This window comes from Asticcacaulis aquihabitans (genome assembly GCF_032490435.1).
GTDB lineage: Bacteria > Pseudomonadota > Alphaproteobacteria > Caulobacterales > Caulobacteraceae > Asticcacaulis.
Window position 1 is genome coordinate 680,248 of sequence record NZ_JAVGWM010000001.1, and the last position, 19,584, is coordinate 699,831.

The following is a 19,584-nucleotide window of genomic DNA, read 5'->3' on the forward strand; positions in this document are numbered from 1 at the left end:
GCTCCTGGGGGGGGGTAGCTCGTGAAAATGAGAGCGGACGCGATCAGGCCAAAGCCTTGAACACCGCCTGTATGTCGACCGTGAGTGAATTGTCGTGACGATTTATAGGGACGACCGGACGCTGGATATCGAGCAGTTGGTAGACGGCGATCATAGCCGCCCGCACGGAATATTCGACCGTGAAGACCACGTCGTCGGCCACCTCTACGAACTGACTGACGAAGGCCAGGTTGTGCGAGGCTTCAGGCACCGGCAAAGGCCGATCCGTGCGCGACCGCGGCATGAACATACTGGTGATATAGGGCATCCGGCACGGAATACAATTGGCTGACTGCACGATATGCGGGTCAAAATTGAGATGGCCGCACAGCTCTTGCAGAATATCAAAGCCCGTACAGTCCGACATCGGCTTGGCGACGAAATTACCGATACGGTCCGGATGCAGGCCATAGCCCCAGAAGACCTGCACACCTGCGGGCTGATCGACGAAATGCGGTTGGTGCGCCAGAACGATCGACATCAGCCAATTGGAGTCCTTGAACGTCACCAGGCCACCGGTACCGGCTTCATTGCCCGAAAATTTCTGCATGGCGTCAAAGAAGGCCGTGTCGGGCAAGGTCACCGTAAAGGACAACCAATAGCTTTCGGGGATGCTTGAGTTAAAGACCGATGGCACGCCGAATTCCGGCCGTCCCTCGGCGAGGGTTTCCCATAGCGCCCAGCTGTGGCTTGCGGCCTTGCCCAGCTTTTCCGGCGCCTGGGTCATGGAGCCAAAGCTTGAGGCGTCGGTCATGGAGCCGTTTTGCAAGATGACCAGATCGATAGTGCGGACGGATATGGCTTCCGGCTTGCCGTCACGCGTAGCTTTGATGGCGGTGACGATGTGCTTGCCGTTTTCTTGCGTGAGTTCCAGATCGTTGACCTGGCAATGGCTTTGAAACTGGACGCCCTGCGCCTTCAGCCAGCGCACCAGAGGGCGGACCAGGGAGTCATTCTGATTGTAGACCGTGCGTTTGACGCCGGCCAGGGTTTCGATGCGGGTGAATTCCAGCATGAAACGATGCAGATAGCGCTTGAATTCGACGGCGCTGTGCCAGGGCTGGAAGGCAAAGGTCGTCTGCCACATGTACCAGAATGGCGTCTCCAGAAAGCCTGGGGACAGCCAGTCGGTAATACAGCTGGTGCCCAATTCTTCTTCGGAGGCTTCGAAGATTTTCACCAGTTCGAGGCGATCCTGCATCGAAAACCCCATGGATTTGACATCCAGGATGTGGCGGCTCTTATCGACCAGACGCGCCATGGCATGGGATCTGTGCTTTTCGTTGAAGGCCACGGTCTCCTGATACACCGTCGTGGCCGGGTCATTGAGCGACGGTATTCCCTTGAACAGGTCCCAGGTGCATTCGTAGTTGTCGGTCGTCAGCATGCGCCCGCCCCGCAGGCGGTAGCCATCTGCCGGAATGCCGGCGCCGTCCAGGCTGCCGCCTACGACCGGCAGGGCCTCATAGATGGTGATATGGCTGCCTTGCAGATTACCGTCGCGGATCATGAAGGCGGCCGCCGCCAATGACCCAATGCCGCCACCAATCAGGTGGGCGCGACGATCGGACCGGGATGAAGAGAATGCGTTTGCTACCGAGGTGTCCATGTGCGGACCCTTTCTGTAAGACCATCCAATGACGAAAGGACGCCACGGATCAAAAGACGAGCGAGCAAAATGGCCGCCTCAGACACGGAGGTGCGGCGCAATTTTACCGTCCGGATAATGGACCCGTCGGTTGTCTATCGGTTTGACTTTGGTCAAATCGCGGCAATCTGCCGCTGGCAGGCGGGGGAACTATCTGTCGTTTGAGCTAAGACGGTCTGGCGCCTCCGCCTACCCCTCCAACATAGCCGTCAACTCGGCCATCAGCCTCTCGATCGCCACGGCGAATGTGTCCGCGCCGGCAAGGGCGCCGGTTTGCAGGTTGAGATCAACGCCGGCGAAGTCCTTGGTGACGTAGTTGTCCCCCGCCAGCCATTTGAGCGTGCTCAGGGTCTGCGTAAATTCGTAGGTGTCCTTGGCGTTTGGCTCGCGCTCTGCCAAGGCGGCGGTGATGACGTTGATATTGTTCAGACGCGCCGTGATCGTGCCTTTGGCGCAGGCAATGCCCGAGCGGCCTTCGGGCACGTCATAGCCGGCCATCGCATCGCGCATGGCCTGCATGAGGCCTGCGAACGCCTCGACATTTTCCTTGTTAAGTGACATGACGCGCTCCCGTCAGAGCGGTCTAAGCTGAATCGCCGCAGCGAAACAGTCACGGCGTGACGATACCCACAGCGAAAAGGCCGTGTGCTCTAAGCGAGGTTATTGCTCATTCACGCGCCGGATGCCAGGCAAGCTTCGTAGACTTGGCTATACAATGGGTTCAGCTTGGCAATTCTACCAAAGCCTTGTCCCACCTTCCCCTAAAGGGTCATCCGGGCAGATTACCGGATCATTGCAAGCTGGATCACAATTGCCCCACTGATATTTATAATATTCAGTTACAGATCCGCCAGATGAATGGCTTCCGCTACAATTAAGATTAAAGTACCCGACTTGTGTTGAATAGGTTGAATCGGAATAATACTGTATATAATGCGCCTGACTAGGCGCAGCCAGAACATCGCCCGCGATTGTCAATCCCAAGGAAAAGACGACACCCGCTGCTATCACGATTTTAGACAACTTCGTTTTCATAACACTGCCCTCAGCCAGATAAATATAACGAACGCAATGAAATTAAAATATACGCAGATACCTTTAAACACCTATGGTTGTTTTGCCATTCACGATTTCGTTAGAGGCGCCAACTTTAGGTTGGAGAAATGGCCTCTAAATTCGCTTAGGCTTGCTAAACCACTGCTCGACACTCTGCTGGTGTAGTTGTGGTGCCCAGCACAAAGCCGGAAATATATTCCGCAGATGGCAGCACTCAATACAGCCGGGCGGTATGGGGACCGAACCGGGCTATGTCACCGGACCGGTCTGGGAGCAGCCCGGCATCGTCGAGATAGTCTTCGATCCATTCGTCCGTTGATTTGTGTTCGACATCGTAGGTGGTGATGACGCTCACCGCGCCGCCCGCCGTGCCGGTATCGAGACCCGATCGGGTATAGCCGGAGGTGACGACCAGATGCGTCAGCGTGGCCGAACGGCGTACAATGTCCTGAAGAATATGCGCTAGCGACACCGCTTCGGCGTCGAGGTCGAGCCGGATGCTGTCGGCGTCGGCGGGCGCCGCCGCGATCAGGCGGGCGACAACGCCGTTCAGGACGCTGTCGCGACCCCGGCTGGCGTCGAGGGCACCGACCGCATCCTTGAGAAACAGGTCGAACCGCGTCGTCAGGTCGTCATAGGCACACAGGTGCAGGCGCTTTCGGCGGGTACGGCTGTCCATCACCTCCCCCAGCACCAGCCGTTCCAGCGGCGTCACCGCCTCCAACGGTATGGCGGGCTGAACGATGGTGTAGCTATATGCGCCGATCATGACCTTTACTCCTAAGTGTATCGCGCCCTGTTCCCGTTTGCCTTAAGCTTAGGTGGCAAGTGTAACCCATGCACTAGGTTTCAGGCAAAGCACGTTACCTGAAAAATACTCACGAAGGTGTCATAGCGGTCGTTACCAATACACGCATCAGTGGGCAGGCACGACCGAAGTATAGAAGCGTTTCAGGACGTGGCCCAATATGTTCTTGGCCAGTTCTTCTTGTGCAGAAAAGACCGGGCTGCTGGGGCACGGCATGGAGTTTGTCGGTGAAGCGTGCCCCAAAGCTAAGGATTAATCGAAGTACGAAACTGAACACAGTGGCGAATTCTCAATCGATATCAGTTCATTAGATCGCTCAAAAACTGCCTCTAACAGGTTCATCCATATGTGCTTAAAATCAATCATAAGTCGATTTTCGCACAATCCTGAGCATGCTCCTCTGTTGACTCCTCCTATCAAATATTACCATTAATGGGATAAGGGAGGAATCTTATGGGCTCAAATGTTTTGCTGAATCGGCGGTTCGTGGTCGCCAGTGCTTTAGCAGCGTCGATTTTGCCTCGGGTGGCGATGGCTGATGTATACCATAAATACGTCTACGATGCCCTGGGCCGTGTCGGTGGCGTATTGTACCCAAATGGCACGTCTATATTTTACACATATGATTCTGCCGGAAACAGAACATCCAAACGTAGTGGAACGGGCATAACCGATAGTGGGTTTGATCCGGATTTTTACAGGATATACTATACGGATATTTATAGCGCCAACATAGATCCCTATGTGCACTTTCAAAACGGCGGATGGAGCGAGCGCCGGCGAGCGAGCGCCTACTTTGACACCAATTGGTATTTGAACACCTATCCTGACATTGCGGCCGCCAACATCAATCCACTGGACCACTATAGTAGTTCGGGATGGCGGGAGGGCCGTAACCCGTCTCCATATTTCAATACCACTCTGTATCTCCAGAACTATCCTGACATTGCCGCTGCGAACATTAACCCGTATCTTCACTTTATCAGATATGGCATTTATGAGGGACGCTCATCGTTCGGATCACCGCTTGCCTTCTGATAAAGTCATCCACGTCCGGAACTCATAAGGCACTACGCTCCGATTATCAGTACAGTCGCGCCGAGTTCGGGTCGAAATCCGCCTCGTGAAATCGCACCGGGCGGTCCTGCAACAAGCCTGCCTCATCGAGATAGTCGTCAGTCAGGTCCGCCGTGAATTTGTGCTGAACGTTATAGGACGTGATGACGCTCACCAAGCCGCCCGCCGTGCCGGCGTCGAACCCCGATCGGGTATAACCGGAGATGACGGCCAGATGCTTCAGTGGACAGGCACGACCGAAGTATCGAAGCGTTTCAGGATATGGCCCAATATGTTCTTGGCCAGTTCTTCTTCGCCAAAAAACACTTCGCCCATGTTTTCGCGGCGCAGGAAGTCCATCTCGTCCTGGCTGTGGGTGCGCAGAACGATCTCGATGCCGGGATTGAGGCGGCGCGCGGTATCGACCATCTGGCTAATGTCGATCAGGTCGGGCGTGGCGACGACCAGCATGGCGGCGGTGGCGATGTGCGCCTGGACTAGCACGTCCGGCTGAACGGCATTGCCGAAGACGGCCGCCTTACCGTCCTTGCGCAGTTCCTCCACCCGTTCGCGGTTTTCTTCGACCACGACATAGGCGATGCCCTGCGCGTCAAGCGAGGCGGTCAGGCGTTTGCCGACACGGCCGAAACCGATCACCACCACCTGGCCGCTTAGGTATTTGTCCGCTGTCGTTTCCGGCAGGGCGGACAGCACGTCATCCCGGCGCTCATGCTTGCGCGCCAGGACTGAATGTTTGAGCACCCACGCCGTGGCGGGCGTAATGGCTTTGAACACGAACGGATTGAGCGCGATGGAAATCAACGCCCCGGCCAGGATCAGGTTCATGCCTTCCTGCGGCAGGATGCCCAGGCTGACGCCCAGCCCGCCCAGGATGAAGGAAAATTCGCCGATTTGGGCCAGGCCCGCCGCCACGGTTAAGGCGGTGTTGAGCGGATAGCGCAGGATAAGGGTAAGGGCAGCGGCGGCTATGCCCTTGCCCAATATGATGATCGCGACGACAGCCAGCACTTCCAGCGGCTTTTCGACCAGCACCATCGGGTTGAACAACATGCCGACCGACACGAAGAAGAGCACCGAAAAGGCGTCGCGCAGCGGCAGTGATTCTTCGGCGGCACGATGACTGAACTTCGATTCTCGCATGACCATGCCAGCGAAGAAGGCCCCGAGCGCAAACGACACGCTGAACAGTTCGGAGGCGCACCACGCAATGGTGATCGCCGCGGCAATAACGGCCAGGGTGAACAGTTCGCGCGTGCCGGTACGGGCGACCTGAAGCAATATCCACGGCAGGACGCGCCGCCCGACCAGCAGCATGAGCGCGATAAAGGCACCGACGCTGAGCAAGGTCTTGCCGATTTCCACCCAGATATTGCCAGTAAAGGCAGCGTGCGCCCCGGCGGCGGCGTTGGTGCCCAGAAGCTGGCCCAGGGGCGGCAGCAGAACCAGGACCAGCACGGTCACCAGATCTTCGACCACCAACCAGCCGACGGCGATGCGGCCGTTCATGCTGTCGATTGCCTTACGCGCCTCCAGCGCCTTGAGCAGCACGACGGTCGAGGCGCAGGACAGCGAAATGCCGAAAACCAGCCCGGCCCCCAGATTCCAGCCCCACCCCCATATGGCCAGCGCCATGCCCAGCACAGTGGCCAGCGACATCTGCACCACCGCCCCGGGCAAGGCGATGCGGCGCACCGACATCAGATCGGCGATAGAGAAATGCAGGCCCACGCCGAACATCAGCAGCATGACGCCGATTTCCGAAAGCTGTGAGGCGATGTTTGTATCGGCAACAAAACCAGGCGTCGCCGGTCCGATGAGAATACCGGCGAATAGATAACCGATCAGTGCCGGCAATTTGATTTTTTCGGCGATAAAGCCGAACACCAGCGCCAATCCAAAACCGGTCGCTAACGTAGTTATGAGGGATATATTATGATGGTCCATTGGCCGCCTTTAGAGTTTGACACAGAAAAGGCCCACGATATGGCGACTATACAGCGCACCTGTCGCGGATTAGCTTTACCTTCCGGGCGTAAGACTAAGCTGTCAACCCAATGCGGACGATTTTCTCTTCACAAATCTGTTTGGCGGCATGGGAAAGCGGCGTGGGTTCATCGCCAACGCCGCCCTGCCCGCTTACTGCATCCGCAAGGAATCCACGACCACGCCCGCCTCGGTTGTCAGGGTCAGGGCATAGGTTCCGGCATTGACCAGGGTCGGTGTCTCGATGGTGGCTTCCAGCCAGACACCTGTTTCCCCCGCCTTGAACGTCACCGGCATATCGGCGGCGACAATGCCGCTTTCGTCGGTCAGGGTCAGGTGGCCGGTCGTCGCCCCTTGATAGCGAAACTTGAAGCTGTGGCGCGCAGCCGCGCCGTAGCTGACGGTCCAGGTGACGGTCCCGCCCGGTTGGATATCGACATAGCCGGGGCCGCCATAGCCTTTCAGGCTCGACCCGATCACCGCTTTGTCGAGCTTGGCAGTTTCGGCTTCGAACAGGCCGACCGTCTTGACGAAGGTAAAGACGCCCGGCGCGTAGGGTGACGGCAGATGGCGGCGGACCAGTAATGGTCCGGATGCCGGTGCGGCGACGGTTTCGCCGGCGCCAAAGCGGCGCGTGGCGAAGCGGACGGCGCCACCGCCCTCGCCGACCCACAAGGCGGTCAGGTCGGTATCGGCCCATCCGGCGGGCGCGGTCTGGCCATCGCGCAAGGGCATATAGACGTCGGAATCGACGCGGGTTCGGAAACCTGTCAGCGTCCAGTCACTGTCGAGCAAATCTACCGGCAAGCTGCTCCAGGTCAGGTTGGCAACGCCGACAGCCTCCCCGTTGTCGAGGAAGCCGCGCGCACCGGAGGCGGCGATCAGATCGGTGCCGTCGCTGTCAGCCCCGGCATAGGTCCCCCCGGCGCGCGGTGAGGCCTGGCGGATGGCGATGGCGGAAATGACGGCTTGACCGGCAGCGACGCGCGGAAAGCTGATGACGATGCGGCCATCGGACGAGGCCTTGACCACCTTTTTCAGCGCGCGCTCGAACCCGGCCTCGCGGTAAATATCGACATCCTTAAGCACCGTCTTGCCATTAACGGCGACGTCGAACAACCGCCAACCGGTGGCGTCGATACCCGTGCGGCCATACCACGGCTCCACGAAATAGAGCTCGATCTCATAGTTGCCTTTCGGGGCGGCGAAACTGTAGCTCAGGCGGTCGCGGCCAAAACGGTAGGTACCAAACAACGCCTGCTCAGACGTGCCTTCGACCGCATCGTAATGGACGCGGCGGCTGCCAAGCGCCGGATCGAGATCGGGGTAGTCGTCGGCCCAACTGGTCCAGCCCCATTTGGCGCCAGCGCTCAGGTGACGGTCGCCCAGCCAGAGCTGGCCGTCACGATCACGCAGGTCGGGCCCGCCGGCATTGACGCGATAGAGGTAGGCCGCACCGGGCTTGCCCTTGGTGATGTCGCTGAGGTCCTTGACGCGCGACGCCAGATCGGGCGCCGGCGGCAGGTGGTTAAGCGTAACGACATCGCGCGCCATGGCCTTGCCGCCGATCCGGCAGGTCGCCGACAGGGCGTTGTAGCGAATATCGACCTTGTCCCAGGTAAAGGGCACGCCGTCGGCCGGTTTCGGCCGGACACCGAGCGATACCCGGCCCGTCACGTCGTTGAACAGTTCAACGCTGTCGCAGTTGGAAAACACGTTTATCCCAGATTTGACGCCCGGTTCGGTCCAGCGGTCCGGCCAGGTATGCGAAACGATGTAGACGACCGGGGTTTGCGATGCCGGTACGGTCTTGGCCCGCAGCATGTAATAGGCGTCAAGCGGTTCACCCCACAGCGTCATCAGCCCTTTGTTATTGGCCGGTCCGATATGTTCGAGCGGACGGATGCCGTCGAAAATCTGGGTGCCGTCGACGCGCATGGGGCGGCCAGGGTTTTCGTGCGTGGTCAAGAGCCAGACGAAATCACCGACAACGCGGTCCTTAACCGACAGCGCCAGCCGCGCCTTGGTTTCCAGGATATGCGTCATGGTGCTTTCGTCATAGACCGCCGTGGCAGGATAAGGCCGTTCCGAATGCAGGCCGAGCGAGCGCCAGGCGCCGTATTCGCCGACCAGCCCCTGTTTTTTCAGTTCATCGCCATATTTTTCCGGATCGCCACCATAGGTGCCCGACCAGTTTTGCGGCACGTTCCAATCCGCGCCCTTGCCGCCGTTGCAGGTGACGATCAGCCGTTCGACCGAGGCCGTCGGATCGAGATCGCGGATGACGGCCATGGCTTCGGCCACGAAGGCTTCCGGCAGGGTGCTTTCGTTTTGCAGCCCCCACAGGAAGTTGGCCGGATTGTTGCGCCGTTCGCGCACCCAGTCACCCAGCAGGGCCAGGAAGTTGGCGCGGAATTCCGGCGTGTCGTTCCAGTTGTGCGCGCTGAATTGCGGCCACCACATCAGGCCGTCCTGCGCCAGTTGCTCGCCATAGCGCAGATTATGAGGATAGTGGGCATCGCGGAAGGCGTTGAAGCCGCCGGCCTTGACCTGGGCGATGCGGGCGCGGATCTGTTCGGGCGAAAAGGCTTGAGAGTCGCCGAGCAGATGTTCGTATTCCGCCGTACCGTGAATAAAGAATGGCGCGCCGTTGATCATCAGTTGTCGCGTGCCGTCGGCATTCGTGGCGATTTCGAGATGACGGATGCCATATGCGGTTTCGGACCGGTCGATGACCTGGCCGTTTTCGATCAGGCGGGCGCGCAGGGTGTAGAGATACGGATCGGCGGGCGACCACAGGTGCGGACGCAGGATGGCGGGAAACACTTGGTCGACGCGCGCCTTCGCCCCGGCGGCCAATTCGGTGTCGCGCGTCACAGTGGCGACGACCTTGCCATCGCTGTCTACCAGTTCATCGACCAGTTGAAAGCGGCGCGTGGTGGCGGTGAGATTTTCAAGTTCGCTGCGGACATTGAGTGTGGCGCTATCGGCCGTGACGGTCGCCTTGGTGCCCCAGGCATAGAGGCCGAACGGCTGAATGCGCAGGCCGGATTTGACGATGACGTGGACAGGCCGGAAAATACCGAAGGGCTGCGAGCCTTCGGCAAAGCCGTTCATCGGGCTGTCGTCGCCCGCTGCCCACGGCAGGTCGCGGATACCGGCGGGATTGTCAACGCGCACGGCCAGCAGGTTGCGGCCCGGACGCGCCGCCGCCGTGACATCGAGGGTGAAGCTGGTCATGCCGCCGCCGTGCCGGCCCACCGGTTTGCCGTTCAGCCAGATGGTGGCGTAGCTGTTGACGCCTTCGAACATCAGGAAGACGTGTTCACCGGCGGCGCGGACGGGAATGTCTATGGTTTTGCGATACCAGGCCGTACCATGGCGGCTGCCGTTGACCACTTGGCGGGCATAGGTATAGCCCTGCCAGTTGTGCGGCACCGCGACGGCGGTCCATGCCGCGTCGCTGAATTCCGGCGCTTGATAGGCAGCGTCCGCGCCGTTCGTTTTGCCGGATGCGTCGGCTTCGAACAGCGCCGAGCGCCAGGGACCGGTGATTTCCTGCTCAGACGGTTTGGCCGCCACGGGCGCGGCGACGATGAGCAGAAGGGTGATGCACAGACGTGACAACAAGCGAGCAAGCGACATGACGTCCCTGACCTTTCAAAAGCGTTTGCCTTGCCCGTTTTGTGGCGCGGCGCGGATACATGCCCGCGCCGTCACCTGTCTTATCGTTTAACAGCCTTGTCGTTTACCCTACCAGTTCCACATCGATCCGTCCTGAAGACGGGCGATGGGCAGTTGCTTGGGTTCATACGGATATTTCGCCGCCAGGGCTTCGTCGATATCGACGCCGTGCCCCGGCGTGTCGCCGACATGCAGATAGCCGTCCTTGAAGCTGTAGTCGTGCGGGAACACCTCGTCCGTTTCCGGCGTGTGGCGCATATATTCCTGAATGCCGAAATTGGGCACCCAGGTATCGAAATGCAGGGCCGCCCCCATGCAGACGGGCGACAGGTCGGTGGCGCCGTGGCTGCCGGTGCGCACCTGATACATCGACGCCAGGTCGGCGATGCGCCGCAGGTGGGTAATGCCGCCGGCATGCACCACCGTGGTGCGGATATAATCTATCAGCTGGTTCTGGATCAGGTCTTTGCAGTCCCAGATGGTGTTGAAAATTTCACCGACGGCCAGCGGCGTCGTGGTGTGTTGGCGGATCAGGCGGAAGGCCTCCTGATTTTCAGCCGGGGTCGAATCTTCCATCCAGAACAGGCGATAGGGCTCCAGGTCCTTACCCAGGCGACCCGCCTCGATCGGCGTCAGGCGATGGTGCACGTCGTGCAGCAGTTCGATGCCGAAGCCGTGGGTGTCGCGCAGCCTTTCGAACAACTTCGGTGCATAGCTGAGATAGGCGGTCGTGTTCCACAGGGTTTCGGTCGGCAAGGTGCCGTCGGCGGGTTCGTAATACATGTCGCCGCGCCCGACGCCGTAGGCGCCCTTGACGCCGGGAATGCCCGACTGGGCGCGGATGGCGCGATAGCCCATCTCCTTGTAGCGGCCGACTTCATCGACCGTGTGTTCGATATCCGCACCATTGGCATGGCCATAGACCAGAACGCCATCGCGCGACCTTCCGCCGAGCAGTTGATAGAGCGGCATGCCCGCCAGCTTGGCCTTGATGTCCCACAGCGCCGTATCGACCGCGGCAATGGCCGTCATGGTCACCGGCCCACGCCGCCAATAGGCGCCGCGATAGAGATATTGCCAGATGTCTTCGATGCGCTGGGCGTCCTTGCCGATCAGGGTCGGTATGACGTGCTCTTCGAGATAGGCGACGACGGACTTTTCCCGCCCGTTGAGGGTCGCATCACCAATGCCGTAGACACCCTGATCGGTCTCGATCTTGAGGGTGACGAAATTTCGCCCCGGACAGGTGACGATGACGCGGGCCGAACGGATGATGGCGGCGCCACGATGAGCGGGTGCCGTCGGTGCGGCGGAAGGGGACAGGAGGTCTTTAGTTTGCATGAATTGAACTTTTAGGGCGTTTAGGTTATTATTGGTCAGATGAATTTATCAGACCAATATACAGAACTGGTCGGGTGAAACAAGGCAGCATCGGCGGAAAGGCGGTTTTTCCCTTCGCAATGGACGCTCAGCCGACCGCGCGGGATATGGCCAAGCCCGCCCGCCCCCGCAGCCGGGCTGTTTCGTCGCGCACCCGATTGATAGCATCCATTTCGGTCACGACCAGCAGGTTTTCGATGACCCGGCCCAAATGGTCGCGCATGGCGTTGCGTGCCGCATCCGGGTCGCGGGCGGAAATGGCGTCGAGAATGGCACGGTGATCATCGATCAGCGGCTTGACGCCCGCCGAACGTGAGCGGCGCAGCATTTCCATGGCCAGAGGCGAGCGTTCGCGCACGTCCCAAAGGGTTTTCACCACCAGAACCAGGGCGTCGTTTTGCGTGGCGCGGGCAATGCCCAGATGGAATTCACGGTCGGCGGCCTCATCGTGCGTCAGGGTTTCGCCCTCGGCATTTTCGGCGATCATGCGGGTCAGAACGTCTTCCAGTTCGGCCAGATCGGCGTCCGAGGCGGCGCTGGCCGCCAGCGCCGCCGTCTCGCCCTCCACCACCCGGCGGGCCGCCGTCAATTCAAAGGCGCCGATATCCAGCTCACTGGTGGCGATGCCACCGGCCGGCGCGGCGGTGACGTAGACGCCCGAACCGCGCCGCGCGGCGACCAGGCCCAAAATTTCCATGCCGATCATGGCTTCGCGAATCGTCAGGCGGCTGACCTGGAAGCGTTCGACCAGAACCCGTTCCGGCGGCAGGCGATCGCCTTCGCGGAAGCGTCCTTCGGCGATATCCGCCTGAAGCGCCGCGATGATGTTCTGATAAAGCTTCTGATTGTCCGCTGGGATTGACATGACTGCTTCGCCCTACCCTTACTATCGGCGTCTACCGATCCAAAATATATCACCAAATATATCAGATGACTGTCTCTAATGCAGTCCGCTTCATTTTACAATTCGGGTTACAATTTTGGCGTGAAGGTGGGTGTCGGCAAAACGCAGATATTGGCTCCAGTCATAGTCGGTGATGGCATGTGGGCCGGTGCGGATGTGAAAACCGATGATCGAATGAACCGGCGTGTCGGCGGGCGGCATGACGGAAACGCCTAACCCTTGCGTGCCCAACAGGCGGTAGACCGGATCGGCCGCCTGCGCCGCCAGGAATTGCCCCGTCGTGTCACCCCATAGGTCGTCGCTTGCCGTGGCGATATAGACCGGACGCGGCGCGACCAGGGCGATCAGTTCATGGGCGTCTACCGGCAGGTCGTTTTCACGCGACGCGAAGGTTTTGAAGCGCGGCGCGAACCAATAGGTATTCATGACCCGGATGCTTTCGCCGAAATTACGTCGGTACAGCTTGGCCCCGCCCGCGCCGGAATCGTTGGCCACCACCATGGCGAACCGCGTGTCGCGCGCGCCGGCCCACAGGGCCGCCTTGCCGTAGCGCGAATGGCCGATGGCGATAATGCGATGGGCATCGACCTGACGATCGGTGGCCAGATAGTCGTAGACCCGGCTCATGCCCCACGCCCAGGTGGCGATAGCGCCCCAGTGGTTGGGGGCCGAGGACTGGGTGCCATAGAAGGGGTGGACGCTTTCAGCGATCATGTTGTCGCTGTCGGGGTAGAGATCGCCCGGCGCGAAGGTGGCCACGCCGTATCCCGCCGCCAGGATTTTCGCCAGCGGCCATTCAGCGGCGTCCTGCCCGCGTGAGGCGGCCGTGGCGTGGTGCTTGACGATCCCGGGAGATTGGTAATCGGTCAGCCAGGTCGTGGTGATGTCGATGGCCGGATCGTCGCTGATGGCCTGATTGCCGTGAAAATTGAGGCCGACAAACACGGGGGCGGCCTTCACGCCATTGGGCAGGTAGATGAGCACATGCATCTGCGGCCCCTGCGTGTCGCCGTTCAGATAAAGCGTGACCTGCTTGCGCGTGGCGGTGCCGCCTAATGCCTTCGCATCGGTGTCGGTCACGACGGAGCGCATCTGTTTCGGCGGTGGCGGTGCGACGCCGAAAATCGTGTCTTCGAACAGGGCCACCAATTCCGGGCGGCGCTCGGCCTGCCACATCCGGGCCGAGGTGACCGGGCGGCCATCGCGCATGACCCGCGGATCGGGCAGGACATGGCCCCCGGCCAGCGCTTCGTCGAAATTGCCGTCCAGTCCTTTTGGGGGCGCCGTTTGGGCAGCAACAGCAGCAGCACCGGCACAGGCCATAAGGACATATAGGGCAAGCGCGCCGTACCAGCGGATGGCCATAATCGTCCTTTCAATTCACGGGCAATGGCATACCCAATGCGGGCCCTCTCCCACTGGGTGGAAAGAGAGCCCGCACCGTACGCCACCGGATAAGCCTTTAGTAGGCGTAGTGGAAGCCGATTTCGAAGCTGTGGTCGAGTTGGTTGGCCAGGGTCGGCAACAGCGGCGCGCTATAGTCGCCCGAGGCATTGGTCACGGTCGCAAGCGGCGACGGACCGTAGTACTGATGCTGGAACGCCTTGGTCAGGTTGACGGCGTCGAACTTGATCGACATGCGCTCATTCAGCTTGTAGGTCGCCGAAAAATCGAGCGATTCCAACGGCGCCACCATTAGCGGACGATTGAAGCTGTCACCTGAGGTGGTCTGGATATACTTGTCACGCCAGTTGTACGACAGGTGCATCGACACCGGGCCTTTTTCATAGATGCCGGTCACGTTATAGCTGTTCTTGGACAACTGCTCGGCCGCGGCCGTGTAGCTTTGGCCCAGGACCGACAGGGCGCTGTCGACATAGGTGTAGTTGGCCTGGACGCCCAGCCCGGACCAATAGCCCGGCAGGAAGTCGAAGAATTGCTGGTAGCTGACTTCGTAGCCCTTGATATCGCCGGTGCCGGCATTGCGCGGACGGCTGATCTGGTACGACGTGCCGTTGATCTCCTCGGTCACCGCAAACTTCTGGATGAAGCCCGTCACATTCTTCTGGAACAGCGACAGGGCCAGCATGTTCGAGCCGCCGAAATAGTATTCCAGCGAAGCGTCGTACTGGTCGGCCTTGACCGGTTCGAGCGCCGGATTGCCGCCGCTGCCGGTGCCGTTGTTGTTGAGCACCAGGGCCGGCGACAGGTTGCCGAATTCCGGACGCGAGATCGCCTTGGAATAGGCCAGGCGCAGGAACAGGTCCTCGGTGAAGCGGGCGCGAACATTGAGGCTCGGCAACAAGTTGTCATACGGCTTGCCGCCCGAGACGGCGGTGTAGTACTTGCCGTCGCTGTCCTTGATCGCGTTCGGCGTCGTGGCCGTGGCGACCTGATAGACATGGTTGACGCCGTCGGTGTGAACTTGGCGCACGCCAATATTGCCGTCGATCGGCACCGGCAGGCTGTCGAAGGCGAACATGGCTTCGAGATAGGCGCCGGTTATCTTTTCATTGTAATTGTAGGCGTTGTTGAGCGGATAGGCCTGATCGTTGGGCGAAACGCCGACCAGAACGCGTGTGTCGCGCATCTGGGCCAGGATGTCGCGCTTTACCGTGATCCACTGGTTCAGCGAGCTGTTCTTGCCATCGAACAGGTCGTTCGGCGTCAACTCCGTCACGGCCGACAACGGCACACGAATGCTGGAATTGGACGGCGAGAAGGACACGCTGTAGACATTGTTGTTGGCGATGTGCTCGGAATAGTACAGACCGCCTAGAACCGCCGTCAGCGGTCCCTTGTCGAAGTCGTAACGGACATCGATCTTGGCGACGGTTTCCTTGCCATTGGTGCGCTGGCCCAGGTCGCTATAGCTGGCATAGGCGAAATTGGCCGGGTTGGTGGCGTCGAAGCCATTCAGGTTGATGTCCGGCTGATCGCCCGACAGACCGATCGTCGCCTTAGGGGCGCGCCCCTGCAGGACGATGGAGCGGCTGTAGAACGGACCGGCGCTGCGCTGGAACGACAGCTCGGCGCCGACGGTCAGATGATCGTGGTGATATTTGCCGCCGAACGCCGCATTGTAATTGTTGTACGGGTTGTCCGAAAAGCCTTGTTGAACCTGAACGATCGGGTTGGTGAACGTCGCGGTATCGACGATGTTGGTGCCGGGCTTGAGCGTAATGGGGCCCGCGATGGCGCCGTCGGCGGCGGCATATTTCACGGTCAGCACCTTGGTCGAGGAATGGCCGCCGGAATAGGTCCACAACAGGTCGGTATAGAGGGTCAGGTCGTCGTTCGGACGCCATTGCATCGACGAATAGAGCGCGCCGCGGCGGCGTTCGCCGCGCTCATACTGCGCCTTGGCATTGGTCGGAATCTGGATGATATCGGCGCCGTTGGCACTGTTGACATGGCCGTCGCCGTTCAGGTCGTACAAGTCGTTACGATTGACATAGGCATTGGTGCCGGTCTGGTAGCCGCCGGAATCGATCTGTTCATACTGGAACCCGAGCAGGGCGCCGAATTCGCCGTGCGAGGTCTGCCAGCGGTTGGACACGATGCCGGACAGGCGCGGCGTCACTTCGTCATGGATGTCGCTGTAATTGGCCGCCACCGTGGCGGAAGCGCGGAAGCCCTTGAAATCAAACGGGCGCGCGGCGTGGATATTGATCAGGCCGCCCAACCCGCCTTCGATCTGGTCGGCGGTCGCGGTCTTATAGACATCGACACCGGACAGGATGTCGGCCGAAAAATCGAGCAGCGTGGCGGAGCGGTTGGCATTGGTGAACAGCAGGCGACCATTGAGGGTCGTCATGACCTGCTTCAGGCCGTGGACGACATAGGCATTGCCTTCGCCGCGCGTATTGCGGGCAATCTGGACGCCCGGAATGCGTTGCAGGGTTTCGGCGATATTGGTGTCGGGCAGCTTGCCGATATCTTCGGCGACAATGGAATCGACAATCTGGGCCGACTTGCGCTTGATATCGGTCGCGCTCTGGAAGCTTTTGCGCAGGCCTGTGACGACGACGACGGTATCTTCCCCCGCCGCAGCCTGTTCAGGTGCGGCCTGTTCGGCTGGAGCAGCGTCCTGAGCAAAGGCCGGGCCGGTCGCCAGGAGGAGCACGGCCAGGCACGCGCCTGAGGTCATCAAACTGTTTTTGATCGTCATCTATTCATCCCTTTTTTCGTGACCGTAAGCCGGCCCTGTGTCTGTTCGCGGCGATTTCTTTGTCGAACCACCGTCAGTTCATCCCTGTACAGTTGTCAGACACCTTAGTCAAATAATTTGTATGATGGGTTATGTATGATCTTTATAGGCGATCAGACGAAGTCCGCAGGCCCGAGCGATAAAGCCCCGCCGGCCACAAGCTTAACCTGGGCGCGGCGTCGGCCCGCCGTCACGGTCCGTCGTCCGGAGAAACGGCTGCGCAGCCGCGCCGTTTTCAACTGTCCGCCGGACCAGGTAATGTCGATATCCGCACCACCGCGCAGGCGCAGCCCCCTCACCTCGCCGTCCGGCCACGCCGACGGCAGGGCCGGCAAGAGATGGATGGTGTCGCCCCGGCTCTGGACCAGCATTTCGATGATACCGCGCACGCCGCCGAAATTGCCGTCGATCTGGAATGGCGGATGGGCGTCGAACATATTCGGATAGGTCCGGTCGGGTCCGAGCAGGTCTTTCAGAATCGTGTGGGCGTGGTCGCCGTCGCGCAGATGCGCCCACAGGTTCAGCCGCCAGCCGAGCCCCCAGCCGGTGGCACCGTCACCACGCGTTTCTAGCGAGACCCGCGCCGCGCGGGCCAGATCCGGCGTGTCATCGAGATTGATCTGCTGGCTGGGGAACAGGCCGTAGAGATGGGACACGTGGCGATGGTGGATATCCTGGGCCCCGGCGTCCCAATCGGCCTGCCATTCCTGAAGCTGGCCCTGGGCGCCGATCCGGTCGGGCGGCAGGCGGCCGCGCATCGTCATGAGTTCACCGCGCAAGGCCTTGTCGCGCTTGAGGATTTCGGCGGCGCGTGCGGTTTGGGCGAACAGGTCACGCAAAAGCTGGTTGTCCAGCGCCGGGCCCGCACACAGGGTGCTGCCGCGGCCATGGTTGTTTTCAGGTGACAGGGACGGATTGGTCACCATGAAGCCAGTATTGGGATCGCGAACCAGCGTATCGAGGAAGAACAGAGACGCATCGCGCATCAGCGGATAGACCCGATCCAGAAAGGCGGTGTCGCGCGTATAGTCGTAATGGTCCCACAGATGGGTGCACAGCCACGCCCCGCCCGTTGGCCAAAGCCCCGTCTGCATATGATCGACCGGGCCCGAAGCCCGCCACAGGTCGGTGTTGTGATGCGCCACCCAGCCCCGCGCGCCGTACATCTCCCGCGCGGTTCGTGCCCCCGATTGCGCCAGTTCTCCGATCATGGCGACCAGCGGTTCGATGCATTCGCCCAGATTGGCGGCATCGACCGGCCAGTAGTTCATTTCGGTATTGATGTTGATGGTGAACTTACTGCCCCAGGGCGGGGTGTTGCTGTCGTTCCACAGGCCTTGCAAATTGGCCGGTTCGCTGTCGCGCGACGAGGCGATCAGCAGGTAGCGGCCGAATTGGAAATAGAGCGCGGCCAGGGAGGGATCGTCGCTGTCCGCGACGTGGTCGATCCGGTTGGCAGTGGTCTGGGCGGCGCGCTTGCCGGCGGGCAAGGTCAGGGAGACGCGGTCGAACAGGGCGCGGTGATCGGCCGTGTGGGCGGCCAGCAAGGCGTTGATATCCTTGCCTTGCGCAGCGGCCAGATGGCTTTTGGTTAGGGTTGCGGGATCGCCCGTGACATCGGTCGGGCTGCGGTAGCTGGTCGCCATGGCCACACGGATGCACACAGATGATGCGCCGCGCACTTCGAGCTGCGGCCCGTTGGCGCGCACGGTGCCCCCCTCGGCGACGATCTGGGCCCGCGCCTGGAAGGTCAGTTGCCCGGCTATGCCGCGATCGGCATTGTTGACGCCGGACAGGACGAGCGTGTCGCCTTCGGGCGCGATATCGCTGCGCAATCCCGACGAAAAGGCGACATCGACAGCAATCGGGCCGCCTTCGGCGCGCAGGGAAATGACCAGGACATTGTCCGGATGCGAGGCGATGATTTCGCGGACATAGCGCACACCACCGGAACTGAAACTGACGCGGCTGATGGCATCGCCGATGTCCAGCTCCCGCCGATAGTCGCTGGCCGAGGTTTCGTCGATGTCATGAAAGTCGAGCCACAGATCGCCCAGGCACTGGTACGCCATTTCGCGCATGGGAATCGACTGAACGTGCGCCTCGGCATAGGCTTCCGCCTCGGCAAAACGGCCGTCGAAGATCATCTGGCGGATGATGGGCAAGGCGTCACGGGCCGCCGGGTTGACATTACTGTATGGCCCGCCGGACCACAGCCGGTCTTCGTTGAGTTGCAGGTGTTCGCGCTTGATGCCGCCAAACACCATGGCCCCCAGGCGGCCGTTGCCGACGGGGTTGGCTTCGACCCAGCGCGTGGCGGGCTTGTCATACCATAGCAGGGTCGTTGAGCCAGGCGTCGCCGCATTGGGTGTGGCGGCAAGACTCAGCGCCGGCGTGACGGCGGCCGCCAGGAGGCTTCCAATGCCTGCTTCCAGCAGGGCGCGACGCGTCATAATCATGCGTGTTTCCTTGTTTCCACCGTGGCGGTTGGCGCCATCGCTTATAAAACATCTGATGTATTATGTTTTGTGGCACAGGATATCGCCATCAGCAAGCAGACAAATTCAAGCCTTTATGGGCCAAATGTCGCGCCCTTACCCGGAGCCGGACACCACCACCCACGCACGAGCGCCAGAAAAGGCCAGTTTTCGGATTGAAATTTAGACATTACGCTGATATTAGTCTGATAGCTTTTGCGTAATTGTCAGCTATCTCCCTGATGCTGACCGGTGCCCGAAGCGAACTTCCTTACCTGGCCCCCGCTTTTCGAAGCGGGGGCTTTTTTACGGATTGCC

The 19,584-nt window shown here is 60.4% G+C and carries 13 protein-coding genes; 1 reads left to right on the top strand and 12 read right to left on the bottom strand.

The window, feature by feature from the left end:
• Positions 1–43 precede the first annotated feature (43 nt).
• The 4 genes from RCJ00_RS03350 to RCJ00_RS03360 form a co-directional block, all read right to left on the bottom strand.
• The gene (locus RCJ00_RS03350) at positions 44–1,648 is read right to left on the bottom strand and encodes an oleate hydratase (protein ID WP_316220264.1); all 1,605 of its coding nucleotides are present in this window, start codon (positions 1,646–1,648) and stop codon (positions 44–46) included.
• Positions 1,649–1,876: 228 nt separating this feature from the next.
• Complete coding sequence (locus RCJ00_RS03355) at positions 1,877–2,248, bottom strand: hypothetical protein (protein WP_316220265.1); 372 nt, start codon at positions 2,246–2,248, stop codon at positions 1,877–1,879.
• A 174-nt stretch (positions 2,249–2,422) separates the two neighbouring features.
• Positions 2,423–2,722, bottom strand: a complete 300-nt coding sequence (locus tag RCJ00_RS20685; protein WP_524524936.1) for a DUF6289 family protein — start codon at positions 2,720–2,722, stop codon at positions 2,423–2,425.
• Positions 2,723–2,957: 235 nt separating this feature from the next.
• Positions 2,958–3,512, bottom strand: coding sequence for a hypothetical protein (locus RCJ00_RS03360; protein ID WP_316220266.1), 555 nt, complete (start codon positions 3,510–3,512; stop codon positions 2,958–2,960).
• Positions 3,513–4,004: 492 nt separating this feature from the next.
• Between RCJ00_RS03360 and RCJ00_RS03365 the strand changes: the two genes are divergently transcribed.
• Positions 4,005–4,589: an RHS repeat domain-containing protein gene (locus RCJ00_RS03365; protein WP_316220267.1), complete on the top strand. Its 585-nt coding sequence runs from the start codon at positions 4,005–4,007 to the stop codon at positions 4,587–4,589.
• A 46-nt stretch (positions 4,590–4,635) separates the two neighbouring features.
• Here RCJ00_RS03365 and RCJ00_RS03370 read toward each other — a convergent pair whose 3' ends face one another.
• The 8 genes from RCJ00_RS03370 to RCJ00_RS03405 all read right to left on the bottom strand — a co-directional run bounded on the left by RCJ00_RS03370 (position 4,636) and on the right by RCJ00_RS03405 (position 19,248).
• The gene (locus RCJ00_RS03370) at positions 4,636–4,782 is read right to left on the bottom strand and encodes a hypothetical protein (protein WP_316220269.1); all 147 of its coding nucleotides are present in this window, start codon (positions 4,780–4,782) and stop codon (positions 4,636–4,638) included.
• A 65-nt stretch (positions 4,783–4,847) separates the two neighbouring features.
• Positions 4,848–6,572: a cation:proton antiporter domain-containing protein gene (locus tag RCJ00_RS03375; RefSeq protein WP_316220270.1), complete on the bottom strand. Its 1,725-nt coding sequence runs from the start codon at positions 6,570–6,572 to the stop codon at positions 4,848–4,850.
• A 192-nt stretch (positions 6,573–6,764) separates the two neighbouring features.
• The gene (locus tag RCJ00_RS03380; RefSeq protein WP_316220271.1) at positions 6,765–10,256 is read right to left on the bottom strand and encodes a malectin domain-containing carbohydrate-binding protein; all 3,492 of its coding nucleotides are present in this window, start codon (positions 10,254–10,256) and stop codon (positions 6,765–6,767) included.
• Positions 10,257–10,364: 108 nt separating this feature from the next.
• Positions 10,365–11,636, bottom strand: a complete 1,272-nt coding sequence (gene manD / locus RCJ00_RS03385; RefSeq protein WP_316220272.1) for a D-mannonate dehydratase ManD — start codon at positions 11,634–11,636, stop codon at positions 10,365–10,367.
• A 127-nt stretch (positions 11,637–11,763) separates the two neighbouring features.
• Entirely contained in the window at positions 11,764–12,540 is a 777-nt protein-coding gene (locus tag RCJ00_RS03390) for a FadR/GntR family transcriptional regulator (protein WP_316220273.1), read from the bottom strand.
• 90 nt (positions 12,541–12,630) lie between these two features.
• Positions 12,631–13,944, bottom strand: a complete 1,314-nt coding sequence (locus RCJ00_RS03395) for a glucuronyl esterase domain-containing protein (RefSeq protein WP_316220274.1) — start codon at positions 13,942–13,944, stop codon at positions 12,631–12,633.
• Positions 13,945–14,041: 97 nt separating this feature from the next.
• Positions 14,042–16,750, bottom strand: a complete 2,709-nt coding sequence (locus RCJ00_RS03400) for a TonB-dependent receptor (RefSeq protein WP_316220275.1) — start codon at positions 16,748–16,750, stop codon at positions 14,042–14,044.
• Positions 16,751–16,902: 152 nt separating this feature from the next.
• Positions 16,903–19,248 (bottom strand): glycoside hydrolase family 95 protein, encoded by a 2,346-nt coding sequence (locus RCJ00_RS03405; protein ID WP_316220276.1) that lies wholly within the window; start codon positions 19,246–19,248, stop codon positions 16,903–16,905.
• Positions 19,249–19,584: the final 336 nt, after the last annotated feature.